The following is a 17,733-nucleotide window of genomic DNA, read 5'->3' on the forward strand; positions in this document are numbered from 1 at the left end:
CGGCCTCATGTCCCCACGCGGACACCGGCGTGCCGCAGCCCTCGCCGGGCCCAGCCGCGAAGCTGTCCGGACACGCTCCGCCCCAGCGCCAGGAAGAGGTCCCACCAACGAATCTCCACCAGACACACCAGCTCCTCGCCCTCGCCATGGCGCGGATTGCGCTCGGCGAAGAAGGCGATGTCGGGGTGCAGCGCCGCCGCGCGGTCGATGGGCGCGACGCCATCCCGCACGCGATAGTGCACGCCCTGGAAACGGAGCGTGCCCCGCGACGCGTCGTACTGCGCGCCGAACCAGCGGGCGGCCAGCGCGTGAAGGAAGTCGGCGCGTCCGGGAGGCGGCGTCCAGTCCCGCCGAGGCATCGTCCTGGGGAAGTAGTTCACCGCGAGCAGGTACGTCTTGAAGCCGGCGCTCAACAGCAGCCAGTGCACCGGCCGCAGGGGACGGCGGAGCTTGCGCGACAACACGAAGCGCCCGAAGCACACCTGCAACACCTTGTGGCCCCACCAGTCGGGGTGGATGACCGTGTCGCCCGAATACACCACCTCCACCCGCTGCCCGCCCGCGAGTTCCTCGGCGACGCGCAGCGTGCTGAAGCCCACCAACTCCCCGCCTCGCCGCGTGTGGAGGAGGATGACGTACTGCTTGGCATCCAAGTCCTCGGCGAAGCGCTCCGGCGACACGCCCGTGTAGCAGAGCTGCATCAGCGCCAGCATCTGCCCACGCTGCGCCTCCGTGAGCGCATCACGCCGCACCGTCGAACCCTTGAGCGGCGACATCATGGCCGGGCACGCCCCTGCAACACCTCCGCGTCAGGAGGCTGCCGAAGCTCATGCGTGCGGTCCGGCGACAGCGACACCTCCTGCACGTCGCCCCCGTACCAGTGCACCCGCGCCGTCACGAGCCCCCTGTACCGGCCCAGCCCGAAATGCAGCCGCGCGTCCGCCGACGCGGAGAAGCCGCCCATCAACCCGACTTCCTGCACCTGCTCCACGCGCGTCCCCGCCTCCTCGTAGGAGACGACAACCCGGGTGCCCACCGCGCTCCGGTGTGTGCGACCACCGTGGCCCACCAACGAGAGCCCCACGAAGTGCGCATCCTGACGCCCCTCCGAGCGCAGCGTGTTGCGATACAGCGACACCGGCCCGTGCTGATTGGTGATGAGCGCGTCCAGGTCGCCATCCCCATCCATGTCCGAGAGCAGCACGCCTCGCGAGTTGTCCGGGTCGTCCAACCCGAGCTCGCGCGCCAGGTCCACGAAGTGTCCGGGCTTCGCGTCGCCCAGGTTGAGGTACGCGCGGCGCGCTTCGTTCGGGTAGATGGTGCGGCCCCGGATGTCGCCCCACTTGTCCGCGTACGTGTGGATCTCCGGGCCGGACTGCATCAGCTTGTGATTCACGTACCAGTAGTCCTTGCGCTGGCCGTCGGGGATGCGCCACCGCGCCGCGTCCAGGCGGTCATCCACCATGCCATTGGCCTGCACCAGGTCCGGCCAACCGTCGTTGTCCAGGTCTCCCGCCGCCGCACCCCAGCCGAAGCGCCGCTCGTTGAGCGCGCCGCGGAAGGTGGCCTCGTCCCGGAACTCCGGCGTGAAGGCGTCCTTCCCGGGGCCCACCATCCACAGCAGGCTGCCCTCCGCCTGGAGCGAGTGGTGGACGTTGGAGACGTACAGGTCCAACCAGCCGTTGCGGTCGAAGTCCGCCACGGAGGCATTCATGCCCTTGTATGTGTCCTTTCCAATCTCGCCGAAGAGCCGGCCCGCCACGCGGCGGAAGTGCTTCCCGCCCTCGTTGAGATAGACGTCGTCCGGCCCGAAGTCGTTGGCCACATACAGGTCCGTCCACCCGTCGCGGTTGAAGTCCACCGTGCTCACAGCCAGCGACCAGTGCGTCTCCGACATGCCCATCGCGGCGATGTCCACCTTCTCGAAGGTGCCGTCTCCCTTGCCGCGATAGAGCGCGTTGAGCCCGCCGTTGGCCGCGTTGTGCCAGCCGTCATGCATGAAGCGGAACATGCGGCGGTCCTCTGCGTGCTCGGGCTCTGGCAGACGGAAGAGGTTGAGCGGCACCGGCGGCTCGTAGCCCGGCAGGTGCGTGGTCATCACGTTGAGGACGAAGAGGTCCAGGTGCCCGTCCCGGTCATAGTCCAGGAAGGTGAGGCCCAGGCTCACCGCGTGGTCCATCACGCCCGCCGCCTCGGTCACGTCCTCGAAGCCCGCGGTGCCCGTCTCTCGCAGCGTGTTGCGCAGCAACCGGACGGGCCCGAAGGCCACCGCCACCGCGAGGTCCAGGTCGCCGTCACCGTCCCAGTCCACGAAGGTGCCGCCGCCCGGCAGGCCCTCTTCCTTGTAGCGGGTGGCGAAGCGCTCCAGCGCGGGCACGAGCACCCGTTCGAAGCGGAGGTCGCCGAGGTTCCGATAGAGGATCGCGTGGTCCTCGGGCCGCGCCAGCGGGTGCGTGAGGAACAGGTCCGGCCGGCCATCCCCGTCGTAGTCCCCCACGGCGACGGCGTCCCCCACCGCCACCAGCCACTTCGCGACGTGCCCCAGCCGTGGGTCCAGTTCCTCGAGCGTGTTGCCCATGGTGGAGTCGAGCCCCGCGGCCCGCGCCTCCACGCGCTCCATGCGGAAGTCCATCGGCGTGGTCCGGACTCCGGGCGTGGCGGCCAGGGTGTAGCCGCCCACCATGAGACCTCCCAGCCCGCCCACCACCGCCGCGCGCTTCAACCAGCCGGAGGACACCAGCGTGTTCAGCGACTCGCGCCACCCGCGCTGCCAGGCGGCTCGCGCGTGGAGGAAGAGGAAGCGGACCGTGGCGCACGCGAGGGCTGCATAGAAGAACGTGTAGACGCTCTCCTTGAAGTGCAGCACCAGGTCCACCAGCGTCACCGCCAGCGCCAGCAGTATCTGCCCGCGCCGCGTGCCCGGAGACGTGGCCGGGTCGGTGAGCATGTAGAAGACGAAGATGAAGAACGACGGCGCGCCCAGCGTGCCAAGGAAGAGGACCTCCGGCGGAAGGTGGTGCCGAAGCACATAGGCGCGCAGCGCCGTCTGGAGCGCGTAGAAGAAGAGGAAGCTGACCACCAGCCACCCGCGCCCCACCCGGAAGAAGAAGAGCACCAGCGCAGCCATGAGGATGAAGGCGGAGAGGGCCACCTCGCCGTTCGCCCACTGGTAGGCGGGCGCGGCGGTGATGAGCTCGCGCGTGAAGAGCAGCGACAGGGCCACGCCGAACATGGACGGATTGAAGACGTGGCGCCCCTGGAAGGTGAGCACGTACTTCGAGCCGATGGCGATCCACACCGGAAGGAGGAGCAGCCAGCTCGAATGCGAGTAGTTGAGCAGCAGCGCCAGCGAGCAGCAGGAGATGTACGCGCTCAGGGGGACGACCTTCTGCCGCTTCAGCCCCCACCCCAGCGCGACGTCCAGCACGCTGCCCGTCACCACGATGGCGGCCATCTGCCACGGGCTGCGGTTGAAGCCGAAGAAGGTGAAGCCGAGCACGCCGTAGAGCGTCAGCAGGAAGGCGAAGGGCAGGCGCGGGTCGTTCCAGCGAGGCCAGACCCAGCCCCAGCGCTCGACACGTGGCGCCGTGTGCAGCGGGACATACACCTGTGCAGCCGGGCTCACCCCGGGACCAACGCTCATGGAAGCCCGCCTTCCGCCGAAGCGCGTCGCCGCGCGCGTGCGGAGCGTGCCCCGTGGAACGCGCCCTGTCCAATCAGGTCAGGGGCTTGCAAGAGCCCCTCCTGTCCATGCATCCATGCCATGCCCGGGACACTGCAAACTCCGGGCACAGGTCCTTCAGCACGCGCGCTTTCCGATGCCCTCTCCGCACACCCGAGCCCTTCTCGCCATCCTGGCCGCTGTCTGCATCGTGGCGGCGGCCGGGTTCCGTCACGCGCAGAATGTGAAGGGCTCACGAGGCGGACGCATCTCCGGCCCCAAGCTGGCGTGGCTCTTCTACGCGGTGTTCCTGTGGTTCCTCGCGTGCCCGCTGGTGGCGCTGGACGTGGCGGTGCCGGAGGAGGCGCGAGGTGTGCTGGGCGCGTTCGCCGCCTTCATGTGGCTGCGAGGCGTGGCGGAGCTGTACCTGCTCTACGGCGTGAAGCGCTGGCGTCCGCCATATGGCGTGGCTCACGATGTGGCGTGCATCGCCCTGGTGCTCGGCGGCCTGTTTTGGGGCCGGGCGCGGTGGCTGGGCGTGCTCGGCCCCGAGGACCTGTGGGCCCTGGCCTTCCTGGGACTGGTGCTCGTGAGCCTGTTCGTCGAGGTCGCCTACGCGGCCCTGTTCTTCCACGCCGTGGAGGGACGAACCACGGGCGAGGACGGCATCTGGTTCGCGGACGAAGAGCAGGCCCGGTTCCGCCGCATCAACCGGTTGACCCTGGCGCTCAACGTGCCCCTGTATGCGGGACTGGTGGGCCTGCTGGCGGTGGGAGCGTGGTAGGCGAAGTGGCGGCACGCGCGGAACAGCCCGGGGCATGACTGCTACACTGCGCCTCTGCGCTGGCGCAGCCGGACCTCCTGCCCGCCGAGTCGAAAAGCCATGGGACACCCCACCCTCGAGAACGAAACGCCCTTTGCCTTCGACATGATGGGCCTCGCCGACGAGGACGGGCGCCCCCTGCTGCTGCTCGTCGTGAAGGCCACCTATGCCATGGGCCCCTCCGGGCTGAAGCTCGCCGATACGCAGGTGCCGGTGACGTGGAGCGGTGAGTCCTGGGGCAAGCCCGGCGAGTCCAGCGACAAGTTCGAACCCGAGAGCGCCTTCATCAAGCTGGCCACGGACGTGGCGTTGATTGGCCATGCCTACCCGCCCCAGAAAGGCGCCACCGAGGCGCTGGTGGCGCTTCAAGTCGGGCCGCTGAAGAAGGCCGTGCGCGTCGTGGGTGAGCGGACCTGGTTCAAGAGCATGGGGCACGTCACGGCCACCAAGCCGCTCCCCTTCGACAAAATCCCGCTCACGTGGGAGCGCGCCTTCGGCGGCTGGGACAAGACAGACACCGCGAAGCCGGCCTTCGAGCCGCGCAACCCGGTGGGTGCGGGCTTCCGCGCCAGTCCTCGTCACTTCCAGGAGGGACTGAAGCTGCCCAACCTGGAGGACCCCGCCACGGAGCCCCTGCGCGATTTCGGCCAGAAGGTGGTACCCGCGGGCTTCGGCTTCACCTCCCCGCACTGGCAACCTCGCGCCAGGTACGGCGGGACCTACGACGAGGCTTGGAACAAGACGCGCAAGCCCTTGCTGCCCAAGGACTTCGACCGGCGGTTCTTCAACGCCGCCGCGCCGGGCCTCATCGCTCCCAGCTACCTGAAGGGGGACGAGCCGGTCATCATCGCCGGCGCTTCCCCCAAGGGCCGGCTGTCCTTCTCGCTCCCAGGACAGTCCGCGCCGGTCGTCATCGTGGCGCTCGCGGGCAGCAAGGACGCGACGCCCCCCATGCACCTGGACACCGTGACCCTGGACACCGACGAGGAGCAGGTGACGCTCCTCTGGCGTGGACACGTCACCCTGGCCGAGGGCCTCCACGACGTGCAGGGCCTGAAGGTCACCGCCCAGGGTGTGCGCGCGCCCAAGGCGGCCTGAACGGAGCCTGCGTAGGGGCATGTCTCCAGCGGCGCCGCCGCGCTCCGGCTTCGCGGTGGCCTGGCTCGCACCGCGTGGCCCCGCCAGGGTATTCTGTTCCCCTGGAGGTGGCTGGCATGGCGGTCAATACCGGTGTGAACAAGATGTCCGTGGTGACGAAGGACAGCGGCGGCGTCACCGTGGCCTTCCCGGACGTATGCAAGACACCCAGCCCGGCCGGGCCCGTGCCCATCCCCTACCCCAACGTGGCCCAGTCCTCGGACACCGACAAGGGCACGAAGAAGGTCTCCGTGGCTGGCAACCCGGTGTGCGTGAAGGACTCCAACTTCAAGATGAGCACCGGCGACGAAGCCGGCACCGCGGGCGGAGGCGTGGCCTCCAGCAAGACGAAGGGCAAGGCGGAGTTCGTCAACTTCTCCTTCGACGTGAAGTTCGAAGGGAAGAACGTGGCGCGCGCCTTCGACCTGATGCTCCACAACGACAAGAACACGCCGCCCTTCCCCGTCATGCAGGGGCCCGTCATCGCCATGGGTGGCAATGAAGGCACGCCCAAGTGCCTTGTCTGCGAAGAAGACGTCTAGCCACCCTCCGCGATGTCACTTCCTCCCGGTAGCCCCCTTCCCTCCGAGCGGCACGACGCATCCATTCGGATGGACATGGCCAGAGACTTCCTCGCGGACGCGTCCTTCTTCTGGACGCTGCGTGAGCAGGGGCTTCTCGCCCCCGACTATTCCCTGCAGGAACTCCAAGCGGGGCCCGAGCAACGGCTGCTCGCGTGCCTGGACGCGTTGCAGCTCGGAGGTCCTCGGGTCACCCGGGAGTTGCTGCTGCCGGCGCTGTCGTCGGACGAGCCGGAGCAGGTGGCCTGTGCCGCCAGCGTGCTCTTGTCGCAGCCCGGGCAGGAACACCTCGGCGCTGTGCTCTCCACGCTGGCGGACGAAGGCGGTGCCCATCCTTCGAGCCACGGAGCCGCATGGGCGCTGGAGCTCCACCCGAGCCCTCGCGCTGTTCCCCAGCTCCTTACTTTGCTCGACGAAGGCGCCCCCGCCGTGCAGGCACGGGTGCTCGACATCCTGACGGCATGGGGGACGGCTCCGTCCCAGAAACTGGATGAGGCCGTTACGTCGAAGGACAGCGCCCTGGCCCAGGCGGGACTGCGCGCCGCCCGTCGCTTCCCTTCCCGGCTGGAACGCGCCGCGCTTCAACGGGCCCTGGAGTCCAACGACGCGGAGGTCCGCAACACGGCGCTGGAGACCGCCTTGCGTCTGGGCCACGGCTCCGCATGGACCGGCTGTGTCGACGCCGTCCGTCGCAAGGATGCAGGCTGGGGACCTTCCGCGGCACTCCTCGCGATGGGGGGCGACCCTCAAGAGTTGGACCTGCTCCTGAAGGCACTCCAGGAGCCAGCGCTGCGAAAAGAGGCGCTCTGGGCGCTGGGGCTCAGCGGGCGCGTCGCCGCCGTGGGTCCCCTCCTGGAGGCCATGAAGGACGAGTCGGTCGCGCAGGTGGCGGCGGAGGCCTTCTGCGCCATCACCGGCCTCGTCCTCACCGGACCGTTCGTGTCTGAGGCGGAGCCCTGGACCCCCGATACACCCGAAGATGAAGAAGCGCCGCCCCTGGGCCCTGAGCACGCCCTTCCCGTGCCTGCGCCGGAAGCCGTGGCGAACTGGTGGCAGCAGGTCCAGAAGGATTACTCGCCCCAGGTCCGATACCTCGGCGGGAAGCCCTTCAGCACCGAGACGCTCCTTGAGGCCCTGATGACGGGCCCCATGCGCAGACGCTCAGCACTGGCGCTCGAGCTGGCCATCCGGAGCCAGGGCGCATTCCAGCTTCGCGTCCGCGATTGGGCTCCGAGGCAATGGAAGACACTCCAGGCAGCGAAGGCGGTCTTGCAGGGGCGATTGCCGCTGGGGCCATTCCGCGCCTTCTCGCCGTCGGCCGTCCTGGCTGACGAGTCCCCCGTTCAAGCGGACGCACTCTTCCAGCGCGTGGTCTGGCAGCGCCCGCCCCCACCGGGTGCGCTCGCCATCACGGGTCTCGGGATGGTGTCGTCGCTGGGCGATGGCGTGGTGGGGAGCTGCGCGGCCGCTCGCGTGGGCGTGGCCCGGCCAGACGGGCTCGAGGACCTCACCTTCGTGGACGAGGACTCGGGTGAGTCGCTCCCCGTGACGGGGCATGCCATCCCGCATCTCACGCAAGGGTACGCGGGCGTGGGGCGCCTGGTACGGCTGGGGACGGTTGCCCTGACGGACCTCCAACACCACTCCGGCATGCAGGCGGGGCCGCGCACGGGCATCTTCCTCAACCTTCCCAGTGGCTTCCTCCTGGAGGCCGCGGAGCGCCAGGAGCGAAAGGCCGCCAGCGAAGAGGCGGAGCCCGACAGCGAGGCAGAGGACGCTGATGCCTCCTCTGATTTCGACGAAACGCCGCTGCTCGCCGAGACGCTTCGCGAGCGCTACGCCGAGACACTCCTGCCCCGGCTGCTCGCGCAGGCCGCCGTACCGGGGGGCATCACCCAGCAAGCAGTCTTCTTCGGAGACTCCCCCGGCTTCGTCACGGCCATGCGTGCCGCGGAACGTGCGCTGAGGTCCGGCACGCTGGACCGGTGCATCGTGGGAGGCATCGACAGCATCGTCGAGCTCGAGTGGCTGGACGCGCTGGACGCGCTCCGAATGCTGAAGACTCGCGAGCGGCCCACCGGGCTGATGCCTGGCGAGGGCGCGGCCTTCGTGCTCCTGGAACTCGCGGACGCGGCCTCTCGCCGCGGCACGCCGGCCGTCGCCTACGTCGACGCCATGGCCGCGTCCTCCGAACCCGAACACCTGTTCGCAGGCAAGCCGCACGTCGGCGTGGCCCTGTCCTCCGTCATCGCGGAGGTGCTCGGGAGCCTCGAGGACCGTGGCCAGACGACGGGGCTCGTCATCGCGGACCTCGACGGCACCGTGCCCCGAGCGCAGGACTGGGGCTACGCGCAGCTACGGCTAAACAGCGCGCCCCTGAAGGAGGCTGTCACCTGGTACCCCGCGGATGTGTGGGGAGGGCTGGGCGCCGCGACCGGTGCCGTCGCGGTCTGCATGGCGGCGCGCGGGTTCGCGAGAGGCTACCTGCCCACGTCGGGCGTCCTGACCTGGCTCTGGGGATGGAACGGGGAGCGGGCGGCCTTCCACCTGCGCCCGCCCTCCGCACGCTGAGACAGACTTCAGCGCGCGAGCCGAGGGAGCATCCGGTACTCGGGGTGGGTCCGCAATTGACGGCCCTCCGCCAACCGGAGCAGGGCGAGGCCCTCGACGAAGATGTGCCGCTCGGTCTGGAAGCGCTCTGGGTTGGACGGCACGCCCGCGTCCTTGAACTCTCGCGCCCGTTCGACCAGCAACTCTTCCAGCGACACGTCGAACGCGTCCTGGTCCGCTGACGCGAGGGCTTCGCATACGGCGAGCCGCGTGGAGCCCGTGTCGGCGGAGCACTGCTGGAAAGCGGAGAGGGCACGCTCGGCCCCAGCGGAGAGCCCCTGGGTTCCCGCGAGCAGGAGTTCGTGGAGGAAGTCCGCGTAACGGAAGTCATCCTCGAACTCGTCCTTCTCCGACCATTGGCGGGGCGAATGCCGGGCGATTTCCTGCGCCAGGCCGGCCTCGCCAGCGGCGAGCGCATCGAACAGCGGCTCCGTGCGGCTGGCACACGCAAACCGCCCTGGAGTCGCGTCTGAACGCGCTTGGGCTTCGACCAGCAAATCCCTGCGGGCGGCGGCGGACTGGCGCAGGCACCTTCGGAAGGCGGGCGTGTCCGCCTCCACCAGCAAGGTGCTGATGGCGGCGATGCGAAGGTACGTGGAGAGTCGCGTCAGCAGCGTCTCTCGCTGGATCGCTGTGAGCGGCTGCTTCAGCCCCTTCTCCAGCTCCTCAACCGCAAAAAACGCATTCTCGCGAATGAAGTTCATCTTCAGCATCGACGAGCTCCCTCTGGCGGATCCAGCCTCAAGGTGAGTACACGACTCAGGCCCGCCCGCGGAACTCGGAGCCGAAGTCATCCAACTCCTGGAACAGCACGCCCAGGCAGTCCTCGTCCACGATTCGCTGGCCTAAGTCTTCACGAACCAGGATGAGGCTGGTCTGCTCCGCGAGCCTGAAGATCTTCACGTCCTTGGGGATCTTCTTCTCGTTGAGGACCAACCGCCGGAAATACAGCACCTGATTCTTCAGGATGTCGTTCATGTCGAAGTCGGACTTCTTCGCGTTCATGCACGCGACCGACCCCAGCACGTTGGCGATGTAATACGGCGTGGTCAGGACTTTCTTGCGGGGCGTCCGGAGACGAATGGGCAGGTATTCGATGGAATCCGCCGGCGTCTCCTGCTCCAGGATGCCCTTGAGCTTTTCGGAGACCACCAACATTCCGAATGCGTTCGGAATGTTGTCCGTCAGCGTGCTGCCCCGCTCCTTCGACAAGTCAAAGGCAAGGCCCTTCGGGAACCATTCCTCACAGCGAACGCCCTCCGAGAGGAGGTAACCGCGCCCATCCAACTCCTCCTTGCGGGAAGCGTCCAGCCACGCGAAGGACTCGTCCTCGTCGTCGTCCACCCAGGGGTAGTAGCTCACGGCAATCCGCTCCACTTCAGCGCTTTTTCGCCAAGCCCCGCTTCTTCGGAGCTGATGACTCCCCACGCGCGGTGGGACAACCAGTGGGAGTCCGTGTCGCTGGCCCCCGAGGGGAGGAGACAGCTCCAACCTCAAGGTGAATGCACGGCTCAGGCTCGCCCGCGGAACTCGGAGCCGAAGTCCTCCAGTTCCTGGAACAACACGCCCAGGCAATCCTCGTCCACGATTCGCTGCCCCAGGTCTTCACGAACCAGGATGAGACTGGTCTGCTCCGCGAGCCTGAAGATCTTCACGTCCTTGGGGATCTTCTTCTCGTTGAGGGCCAACCGCCGAAAACGCCGCACCTGCGTCTTGACGATGGAACTCATGCTGAAGTCGGACTTCTTCGCGTCCATGCACGCGACCGTCCCCAGCACGTTGGCAATGTAATAGGGCGTGGTCAGGACTTTCTTGCGGGGTGTCCGGAGACGAATGGGCAGGTATTCGATGGAATCCGCCGGCGTCTCCTGCTCCAGGATGCCCTTGAGCTTTTCGGAGACCACCAGCATTCCGAACGTGTTCGGGATGCTGTCCGTCAGCGTGCTGCCCCCCTCTTTCGACAAGTCGAAGACAAGGCCCTTCGGGAACCATTCCTCACAGCGGACCCCCTCCGTGAGGAGGTAACCGCGCCCATCCAGCTCTTCCTTGCGGGAAGAGTCCAGCCACGCGAAGGACTCATCCTCGTCGTCATCCACCCAAGGGTAGTAGCTCACGGCAATCCGCTCCACTTCAGCGCTTCTTCGCCAAGCCCCGCTTCTTCGGAGCGGGCTTCGTGAACAAGTTGATGTTGATGGGGCCTGCTGTGGACACCATGTCCCAGTAATCCAACTGGAAGTCCATCAACTCAGTCTTGACGTCTTCCGGAGGATTCCACTCCTTGTGCTTCTTGTCCTTGGCCAGCGCGTTATCCAGCAAGTTGCGGACGCGGCGCATATCGTCACTCACCAGTCTGGAATAGGCCGGATGACTCCCCATGTGGTGGGGCAAGCGGTGGAACTCTGAGTCGCGCGCCACCGCGGGGAGGAAGATGATGTTCTCCCCGTTGTTGATGTTGTAGTCCACGCCCCGAAGCATCCGCATCTGGTCACTGGTGAAGTTCTTGTCGGAGAAGGCCTCCTCCGGAAGCAGATGGTGTGCCTGGTTGATGTACGGGGACTGGCCAATCTTGAAGTTCTGGCCGTGGACGAAGGTGTACCGGCGCGCATGCGTCAGGCTGCCTGGCTTGATGCGCTTGTCCCCGCGCACACGGGTGCCTCGCGCCTGGAGCACCCCCTGGATGGTCTCGAGGTCCGCGTAGATCTTGTTCCGGCCACCATTGCCCTTGATGTGCTTGTGGCCTTTATCCCGATAGTCACGCGAACGCCTGAGCCGGGCCTTCAGCTTGCCCATTCCAGCGAGATGATCTGCCTTCGCCATGCGTGCCCCCGTGGGACTCAGTTCAACTCAATCTTACCACCGCGAATGAGCTGGAGCCCCGAGGCCCGGCTCTCCACTCGAACCCCTCGAAGAAGGATGGTGCCGTCCCGGCGCAGCGTGATGCTTGCCTCGCCTACACGCAACACGATTTCCTTCTCGGCGCCGAGCACCAACCGGTCCTCCTTCGGGGTGTCCTTCGCCTCCGGCACAGAGGGCGCCGGAGCGCCAGCAGCGGCCTCGGGACGGCTCGCCACCTCGAGCAACTGCTCCAGCAGCGAAGGAGCGCTGGGGGCTTGAGCCAGCGCGACCAGCAGCGGACGTGCGGGGTCACCGTCCTCGAACAGCAGCACGACCTCCCGGCGCTCTTCCACCGCCGACCGCAACTGATCAGCCCCGAGCGAGACGAAGCTCCGGGCCGCGACCGGCATGGACGTCGGATTGCCCGCGAAGTCCACCAGCGCCAGCCCCTCCGAATTCACCCCCATGAGCCTGCCAACACGCGCCCCGGTGATGGGCTCCCGGTGAGCAGCGTGGAGCGTCTTCTCGGGCTTGGCGCCATCATCATCCGAGGCCATGGGCCCCCTCAATCCGACGTCGTGCCGTACAGTGCGACCTTCGCCCCAAGGAGACGGCGGACCTGAACGATATCAGGCCCTTCCCAACCACTCCACCAACAGCGCCAGGCTCCGGCCCACGATTGCGCGCCGGACCTCCGCTCTGTCCCCGGGAAAGACGTGCCGCTCCACCGTGGCCTGTCCACCCCGCTGCAGCACTGCGAGGTAGGCCAGACCCACGGGCTTCTGCGGCGTGCCGCCTCCGGGCCCCGCGATGCCTGTCTCCACCAGCACCCAGTCCGCCGTGGAGCGCGCCAGGGCACCGTGGGCCATGGCCTCCACGGCCTCGGCGCTGACGGAGCCATGCGCTTGCAGCAACGCCAGCGGCACGCCGAGCTGCTCCACCTTGGACTCATACGAGTAGGGAATGAAGCCACGCTCGACCACCGCGGAGGCGCCGGGCACCTCCGTCAACGTCGCGCCCAGCAGCCCTCCTGTGCAGGCCTCCACCAACGCCAGGCGAACGCCCGCCGCGCGACACCGCTCCAGCGCCTGCCGCGCCAAGTCCTCCAGGGATGCTTCCGTCATGCGCCCCACTCCATCGCATCCGCGGCGGACCTGCACGCCCAAGGACGGTCGCGCCGTGCGTTCCCGGCCGAGTCCTCGCTCGGGTCGCCGCGCCGCGTCCGAGGCCACCGTAGCAGCCGAACGTGGGGCCCGGTGGGCGCACCAAGGCGGAGACACCGTCCACGGTCGCGCAGTCCCTTGACCGACATACCCTGGCCGCACTCCGGGTGCCCTCGACGGCGGATTCCTTGACCCATCCGCGCCCGTGCGCAACAGAGTGCCGCCCGTGTCCTGGCGAGCGTGGAAGGTTGGAGTCCTGGCCCTGATGGCCGCATTCCTGGCGGCCTGTGCGTCCAGGCCGGTGGTCCCTGCCCCCGTGCCAGTCCCCGAACCCGTCGTCACGGGCCCGGTCGCCGAGGCGGAGACCTATCTGCGCGCCTGGGCCGCGGGGGATGTCGCCTCCATGCGGCGCGCCGTCGTCAACCCGCCCGCGTACTTCGAGGTGATGCACCAGCAGTTCCGCGACGGGCTGCGCATCGTCTCCTCCCAGTTCGAGCTCGGACCGTTCCAGCGCGATGGCGACGCCAGGGTGGCCACCTACCGCGCCGTGCACCTGCTGCGCGGGCTCGGGGAATGGGAGCTGGAAGGAGCGCTGCGCTTCGTCCGTCACCAAGGTCAATGGCGCGTCCAATGGACTCCCGCCACGCTGCACCCCGAGGCCCGCGAGGGTGACCTCTTCTCCCGCACCCGCACGGCCCCGCAGCGGGCCGACATCCTCGATGCGCAGGGAACGCCACTCACCCTACACGGTGAGGTCATCACCATCGGCGTCGACCCCACCCGCGTCCGGAGCCGCGCGGACGTGGCGGCGGCGCTCCAGGCACATGCCGGCGTGAGCACCGCACAGTTCGATGTGGCGCTGAGCGCGGCGGGCACGGCGACGAGCCGCTTCGTGCCCATCATCGACCTGCCCCCCGAGCGATACCAACAGGCCCGCCCGGCGCTGGCCCCCGTGCCCGGCATCTTCTTCCGCCGAAAGAGCGCCCGCACCCCGGCGGACGGCTTCGCGGCACACACCCTGGGCCGCATTGGCGAGGTGACTGCCGAGTTGCTGCCCCAGGTGGGCCCCACCTATCTACCTGGAGACCTCGTGGGCCTGTCCGGCCTGGAGCGGGCATACGAGGTCCAGCTCGCGGGCAGCCCCTCCGGCGATGTCCTGCTCATGCGCCCCTTGGGCAAGCCGCAGGTCCTCTTCCACTTCGAGGGTGAGCCGGGAGCGCCCCTGTCCACCACGCTGCGCCGCGAGGTCCAGGCCGCCGCGGAGGCCGCGCTCGACGGTGTGGCCCACCCCGCGGCCCTCGTCGCCGTGGACAGCGCCACGGGGGCCATCCTCGCCGTCGCCAGCCGGCCGCTCTCGCAGCCGCTGCACCGTGCCCTCACCGGCCGCTACCCGCCCGGATCCACGTTCAAGGTCGTCACCACGGAGGCGCTGCTCGCCCGAGGCATGCGGGTGGATTCCCCTGTCGCGTGCCCGCCGATGACGATGGTGCGCACCAAGCCCTTCCGGAACTTCGAGGGAGAGTCCCTGGGTGACACCACGCTGCGACAGGTGTTCGCCCACTCGTGCAACACCGCGTTCGTGACGCTCGCGACGGAGCTCGGCGGTGATGCGCTAAGTGCCGCGGCTCGCCGGTTCGGCTTCGATGTGCCCTACTTCCCCGGGCTGACTTCCGCCGGTGCATCATTCCCCACGCCCGCGGATGCCATTGAGTTGGCGGCAGCCGCCATCGGTCAGGGACGGGTGCTCGCAACGCCGTTGCATATGGCCTCGGTCGCCGCGGCGGCGGAGTCCGGCGAGTGGCGCGCGCCCTATCTTGTCGAAGGGCTGGACGGCGGACCGAGCAGCCTGCTCTCGAACGGCGTCCGGGCGCCGCTGTCCGCGCTGATGCGCGCCGTCGTGATGGAAGGCTCCGGAAAGGCGGGGCGGCAGGTCTCTGGGCTCGGCGGAAAGACAGGCACCGCCGAGTTCGGCACCGTCGCGCCGCTGCCCACGCATGCGTGGTTCATCGGGTTTCGAAAGGGCGTGGGATTCGCCGTCCTGGTGGAAGGCGGCGGCGTGGGCGGGCGCGTCGCCGCGCCCATCGCCGCGAAGTTCGCTGGTGCGCTGTAACGCGCCCGGAGAGCCCCTCTCTGCTCAGGCTCCGCGACGACGCAGCGCCACGGCCAGGCCCGCGAACGCCAACACCACCCACAGCGCCACCGCGCCCGGCCCCGTCGCGTTGCAGCCGCCACCGCCCACGTCCGCGCCGCTATCCGGCGGAGTACCCGCATCGGGCGCCTGCGGCCCCGCGTCCGGTTGCTGAGTGCCCGCGTCCAGCGTGCCCGTGCCCGCGTCCGGCTGCTTCGTCAGCGTGCTCTCATCGAAGTACGCGCCACACGCCGGGTCGCTCACGCCGGCCGCGCGGTGGTCCAGCGCCAGTGCATAGGCGCCCGCGCCGAAGCCCGCCATGGGCGTGTTGTACTTATACGTGCCGTTCAGCTCGTCATACGTCTCCGCCACGGCCAGGTAGTTCTTCAGCGACTGGTCCGTCACCCACTTCAGCACGCGGTCGGCACGCGCCACATCGCCGCCCATGCGCTTGGCCACCGCGCCGCGCAGGCTGACGATGACCCACTCCGCGCTGTCGTACTCGCCGCCCCAAGGGCTCATGTCCGCGCCATCCGGGTGGTCATACCGGTCATCGTTGCGCTGCCAGCCCGCACCCGCCGGTGAGGACAGGCGCAGGTCCAGTCCATGATAGGTCGCCTGGGCAATCTTCCCCGCCGGGTCGAACAGCTCGAAGGCGAACGCGTCGAACACCGCCGCGTCCCAATAGCCCCTGCCCTTCCTCAGTTCCTCCAGGTTCGAGGCCAGCGCGAAGTTGCTGTCCGTCAGCGTCTCCGCCATCGCCCGGCGCAAGGACTCGCCCGCCTGCCGGTAGCGCTGCGCGCGCTCCGTGTCACCCACCCGCTGCGCCAGCTCCGCCGCGTCACACAGGCCGCGCGCCGCCGTGAGGCTGGTGTACGTCCACGACCGCTGCCGCCCTTTCCAGTGCGTCTCCCAGATGGACGAGTCCGGACGAATGAGCCCCGTCACCGGGTTGATGAGCGCCACCAGCGCGTCCCCCACCTTCGTGGACACCGTGGGCCAGGTCTGGTCCACCAGCGTGGTGTCGCCCGTCGTCCGCTCGTAGTGCCGCAGCGCCCACAGGAAGAGACCGAAGCCGTCGAACTCGATGTTCGGCCCCGCCTCGTTGAAGTCCGTCTCCTCCACGCCGAAGCCGTGGTAGCGCGTGAGGGTGATGATGTACGGCGGCATCGAATACGGCTCCAGCTCACGCCAGTGCTGGAAGCGGCCACTGTCCGCGTTGAGGTAGTAGGACAGCGCGTCGCGGGCATCGCTCTGCATGCCCAACGTGGCCATGGCCGCCACCGCGTAGGCCCCGTCCCGAATCCAGGCGTACGTCCACTGCCCGGGCGGCAGGCTCGCCAGCACCGCGCCGTAGCCCGCGTGGCGAACCACGCCAGGCAGCGACGCCGGCGTTCCGCCGGGCGCCTTGAAGCGCGTGCGGCGCGGCTCGCCATCCCGCGACAGGAACTCGCGCAGGTACACGTCGCGCGAACGCACCTGCGCCATGTGCAGCACCACCGCCGAGTGCCGCAGCAGGGACTCCTCGTCCGCCGACATGCCCGCCGGCACCTTCACCGTGTCCGTCTGGAATGCCGCCCACCGCGCCACTTCCGCGTCCACCAGCGCCTGGGCGCCGGACGCGCCCGCGTACTCCGTCAGCCACTGCCGCACCGTGGCCCCGGCCGCGGGGTCACCGTGGTGCGCGAAGGCCACGCCCACCCACCGCTCCGCGCCCGCCGGGATGTCCCCCAGGTTGAACTGGTACGCCGTCGCCCAGCCCGTGCCCGCCGAGGGCTGCGCCGTGAAGTCCCGCAGGTCCTGCCCGCCGCCCCCATTCACCACCGAGTAGGCGTTCTGCGAGCCCGTCGTCGTGGACAGCCACGCCGACTTCCGGGCCACCGTGCCCAGCGGCCGCGCCACCAACACACCCGCGAAGCCCTTCTCCACGAAGTCGTTGCCGCTCAGCTCCACCGTCTCGCCATTCTCATCCAGGTCCGCCATCACGCCCGGACGGCCGAAGCCCAGGTGGAAGTTGTGGAGTGAGAAGGCACTCACGCCAGTGACGGCCGACGCGCCGGTGTTGCGCACGCGCAGCGCCATGACGAAGGACGCGTGCGGCAGGCCCTGCGGCGCGAAGACGAACGTCGTCGCCTCCAGCGTTCCCACCCGCTGCACCAGCGCGCCCAGCCCCGTACCGCCCGTCTTCTCCGGCGCCCACGCCGCGTAGCCGCTGGCGTCCCGGTCCGCCTCCTGCGTGCTGAGCCAGCGCTGCGTACCCCCGGAGCGCAGCCCGAAGAACGCGTCGAAGAGCAGGTCGCGGGCGTGAATCACCTTCGGCTGGCCATTCTCGAAGACGTCATTGCCCGCCGCGTCGATGACGGGCTCCTCGGTGGCGAACAGGTGCTCGCGGAAGTGCGTCACCTTGCGCTGCTCCACGTCCAACATCACCGCGCCATGCCCGTTGGACGACGGCAGGCGCAGGAAGGAGCGCTGGATGGGGACTTCCGCGCGGGCACCGGCGCCCACGGTGCACAGCAGCGCGAGGAGCAGCACGGGCGGCTGACCAAGCCGGTGATACCGGCGGGGGGTGGGAATCATCCGGCGGATTCTGGGACCCTTCCCGTCTCAGGCCAACGGGTGCGAAACCACCTCTCTTGCTGACCTTCCCGGAAAAGGCTGTTTCAAAAGGGGTTTCAGCCGGGACTCTGGCGCCTCCGCGCAACCACCTGTCGCCACCCTCCCCCCAAGAAATGGGACTCATCACGTACTGACTGGTGACGCGGCACCGGACGACCCACCGCCGCAGGGGACCT

General features: G+C 68.7%; 14 protein-coding genes. 5 read left to right on the forward strand and 9 right to left on the reverse strand.

Annotated elements, in window-relative coordinates:
- Positions 1-5 precede the first annotated feature (5 nt).
- Both F8M74_RS00525 and F8M74_RS00530 read right to left on the reverse strand, forming a co-directional pair.
- Positions 6-779 (reverse strand): hypothetical protein, encoded by a 774-nt coding sequence (locus F8M74_RS00525; RefSeq protein WP_141253700.1) that lies wholly within the window; start codon positions 777-779, stop codon positions 6-8.
- Positions 776-3,643: an FG-GAP-like repeat-containing protein gene (locus F8M74_RS00530; RefSeq protein ID WP_141253699.1), complete on the reverse strand. Its 2,868-nt coding sequence runs from the start codon at positions 3,641-3,643 to the stop codon at positions 776-778. Before F8M74_RS00530 ends, F8M74_RS00525 begins: the two co-directional genes overlap by 4 nt.
- 175 nt (positions 3,644-3,818) lie before the next feature.
- Here F8M74_RS00530 and F8M74_RS00535 point away from each other — a divergent pair, with 175 nt between their 5' ends.
- The 4 genes from F8M74_RS00535 (at position 3,819) to F8M74_RS00550 (ending at position 8,773) form a co-directional block, all read left to right on the forward strand.
- Positions 3,819-4,445 (forward strand): hypothetical protein, encoded by a 627-nt coding sequence (locus F8M74_RS00535; protein ID WP_011557047.1) that lies wholly within the window; start codon positions 3,819-3,821, stop codon positions 4,443-4,445.
- 99 nt (positions 4,446-4,544) lie between these two features.
- Complete coding sequence (locus F8M74_RS00540) at positions 4,545-5,582, forward strand: DUF2169 domain-containing protein (protein WP_141253698.1); 1,038 nt, start codon at positions 4,545-4,547, stop codon at positions 5,580-5,582.
- Between the two features lie 116 nt (positions 5,583-5,698).
- Complete coding sequence (locus F8M74_RS00545) at positions 5,699-6,163, forward strand: DUF4150 domain-containing protein (protein ID WP_141253697.1); 465 nt, start codon at positions 5,699-5,701, stop codon at positions 6,161-6,163.
- A 75-nt stretch (positions 6,164-6,238) separates the two neighbouring features.
- Positions 6,239-8,773, forward strand: coding sequence for a TIGR02270 family protein (locus F8M74_RS00550; protein ID WP_162295012.1), 2,535 nt, complete (start codon positions 6,239-6,241; stop codon positions 8,771-8,773).
- An 8-nt stretch (positions 8,774-8,781) separates the two neighbouring features.
- Here F8M74_RS00550 and F8M74_RS00555 read toward each other — a convergent pair whose 3' ends face one another.
- The 6 genes from F8M74_RS00555 to F8M74_RS00580 all read right to left on the reverse strand — a co-directional run bounded on the left by F8M74_RS00555 (position 8,782) and on the right by F8M74_RS00580 (position 12,771).
- A complete protein-coding gene (locus F8M74_RS00555; protein ID WP_162295011.1) occupies positions 8,782-9,525 on the reverse strand; it encodes an immunity 49 family protein in 744 nt (247 codons plus the stop codon).
- 46 nt (positions 9,526-9,571) lie between these two features.
- Positions 9,572-10,174 (reverse strand): DUF1629 domain-containing protein, encoded by a 603-nt coding sequence (locus F8M74_RS00560; RefSeq protein WP_141253694.1) that lies wholly within the window; start codon positions 10,172-10,174, stop codon positions 9,572-9,574.
- A gap of 149 nt (positions 10,175-10,323) precedes the next feature.
- The gene (locus tag F8M74_RS00565; protein WP_141253693.1) at positions 10,324-10,926 is read right to left on the reverse strand and encodes a DUF1629 domain-containing protein; all 603 of its coding nucleotides are present in this window, start codon (positions 10,924-10,926) and stop codon (positions 10,324-10,326) included.
- A 16-nt stretch (positions 10,927-10,942) separates the two neighbouring features.
- Positions 10,943-11,629 carry an AHH domain-containing protein gene (locus F8M74_RS00570; protein WP_141253692.1) on the reverse strand — a complete coding sequence of 229 codons (687 nt, stop codon included), beginning with the start codon at positions 11,627-11,629 and terminating at the stop codon, positions 10,943-10,945.
- Positions 11,630-11,646: 17 nt separating this feature from the next.
- A complete protein-coding gene (locus F8M74_RS00575) occupies positions 11,647-12,204 on the reverse strand; it encodes a DUF6484 domain-containing protein (protein ID WP_141253691.1) in 558 nt (185 codons plus the stop codon).
- A 72-nt stretch (positions 12,205-12,276) separates the two neighbouring features.
- Positions 12,277-12,771, reverse strand: a complete 495-nt coding sequence (locus tag F8M74_RS00580; RefSeq protein WP_141253690.1) for a CinA family protein — start codon at positions 12,769-12,771, stop codon at positions 12,277-12,279.
- A 304-nt stretch (positions 12,772-13,075) separates the two neighbouring features.
- On the opposite strand from F8M74_RS00580, the gene F8M74_RS00585 reads away from it, so the two are divergent.
- Positions 13,076-14,920: a penicillin-binding transpeptidase domain-containing protein gene (locus tag F8M74_RS00585; protein WP_216619920.1), complete on the forward strand. Its 1,845-nt coding sequence runs from the start codon at positions 13,076-13,078 to the stop codon at positions 14,918-14,920.
- Between the two features lie 24 nt (positions 14,921-14,944).
- On the opposite strand, the gene F8M74_RS00590 is transcribed toward F8M74_RS00585, so the two are convergent.
- Positions 14,945-17,518, reverse strand: coding sequence for a glycoside hydrolase family 15 protein (locus tag F8M74_RS00590; protein ID WP_141253688.1), 2,574 nt, complete (start codon positions 17,516-17,518; stop codon positions 14,945-14,947).
- Between the last annotated feature and the right edge of the window lie 215 nt (positions 17,519-17,733).

This window comes from Myxococcus sp. CA023, assembly GCF_010998615.1.
Taxonomy (GTDB): domain Bacteria; phylum Myxococcota; class Myxococcia; order Myxococcales; family Myxococcaceae; genus Myxococcus.

Excerpts from the sequence above, each read along its gene's own strand:
- F8M74_RS00525 (WP_141253700.1), bottom strand. The coding sequence starts at position 779 with ATGATGTCGCCGCTCAAGGGTTCGACGGTGCGGCGTGATGCGCTCACG.
- F8M74_RS00530 (WP_141253699.1), bottom strand. The coding sequence starts at position 3,643 with ATGAGCGTTGGTCCCGGGGTGAGCCCGGCTGCACAGGTGTATGTCCCG.
- F8M74_RS00535 (WP_011557047.1), top strand. The coding sequence starts at position 3,819 with ATGCCCTCTCCGCACACCCGAGCCCTTCTCGCCATCCTGGCCGCTGTC.
- F8M74_RS00540 (WP_141253698.1), top strand. The coding sequence starts at position 4,545 with ATGGGACACCCCACCCTCGAGAACGAAACGCCCTTTGCCTTCGACATG.
- F8M74_RS00545 (WP_141253697.1), top strand. The coding sequence starts at position 5,699 with ATGGCGGTCAATACCGGTGTGAACAAGATGTCCGTGGTGACGAAGGAC.
- F8M74_RS00550 (WP_162295012.1), top strand. The coding sequence starts at position 6,239 with ATGGCCAGAGACTTCCTCGCGGACGCGTCCTTCTTCTGGACGCTGCGT.
- F8M74_RS00555 (WP_162295011.1), bottom strand. The coding sequence starts at position 9,525 with ATGCTGAAGATGAACTTCATTCGCGAGAATGCGTTTTTTGCGGTTGAG.
- F8M74_RS00570 (WP_141253692.1), bottom strand. The coding sequence starts at position 11,629 with ATGGCGAAGGCAGATCATCTCGCTGGAATGGGCAAGCTGAAGGCCCGG.
- F8M74_RS00575 (WP_141253691.1), bottom strand. The coding sequence starts at position 12,204 with ATGGCCTCGGATGATGATGGCGCCAAGCCCGAGAAGACGCTCCACGCT.
- F8M74_RS00580 (WP_141253690.1), bottom strand. The coding sequence starts at position 12,771 with ATGACGGAAGCATCCCTGGAGGACTTGGCGCGGCAGGCGCTGGAGCGG.
- F8M74_RS00585 (WP_216619920.1), top strand. The coding sequence starts at position 13,076 with ATGGCCGCATTCCTGGCGGCCTGTGCGTCCAGGCCGGTGGTCCCTGCC.
- F8M74_RS00590 (WP_141253688.1), bottom strand. The coding sequence starts at position 17,518 with ATGATTCCCACCCCCCGCCGGTATCACCGGCTTGGTCAGCCGCCCGTG.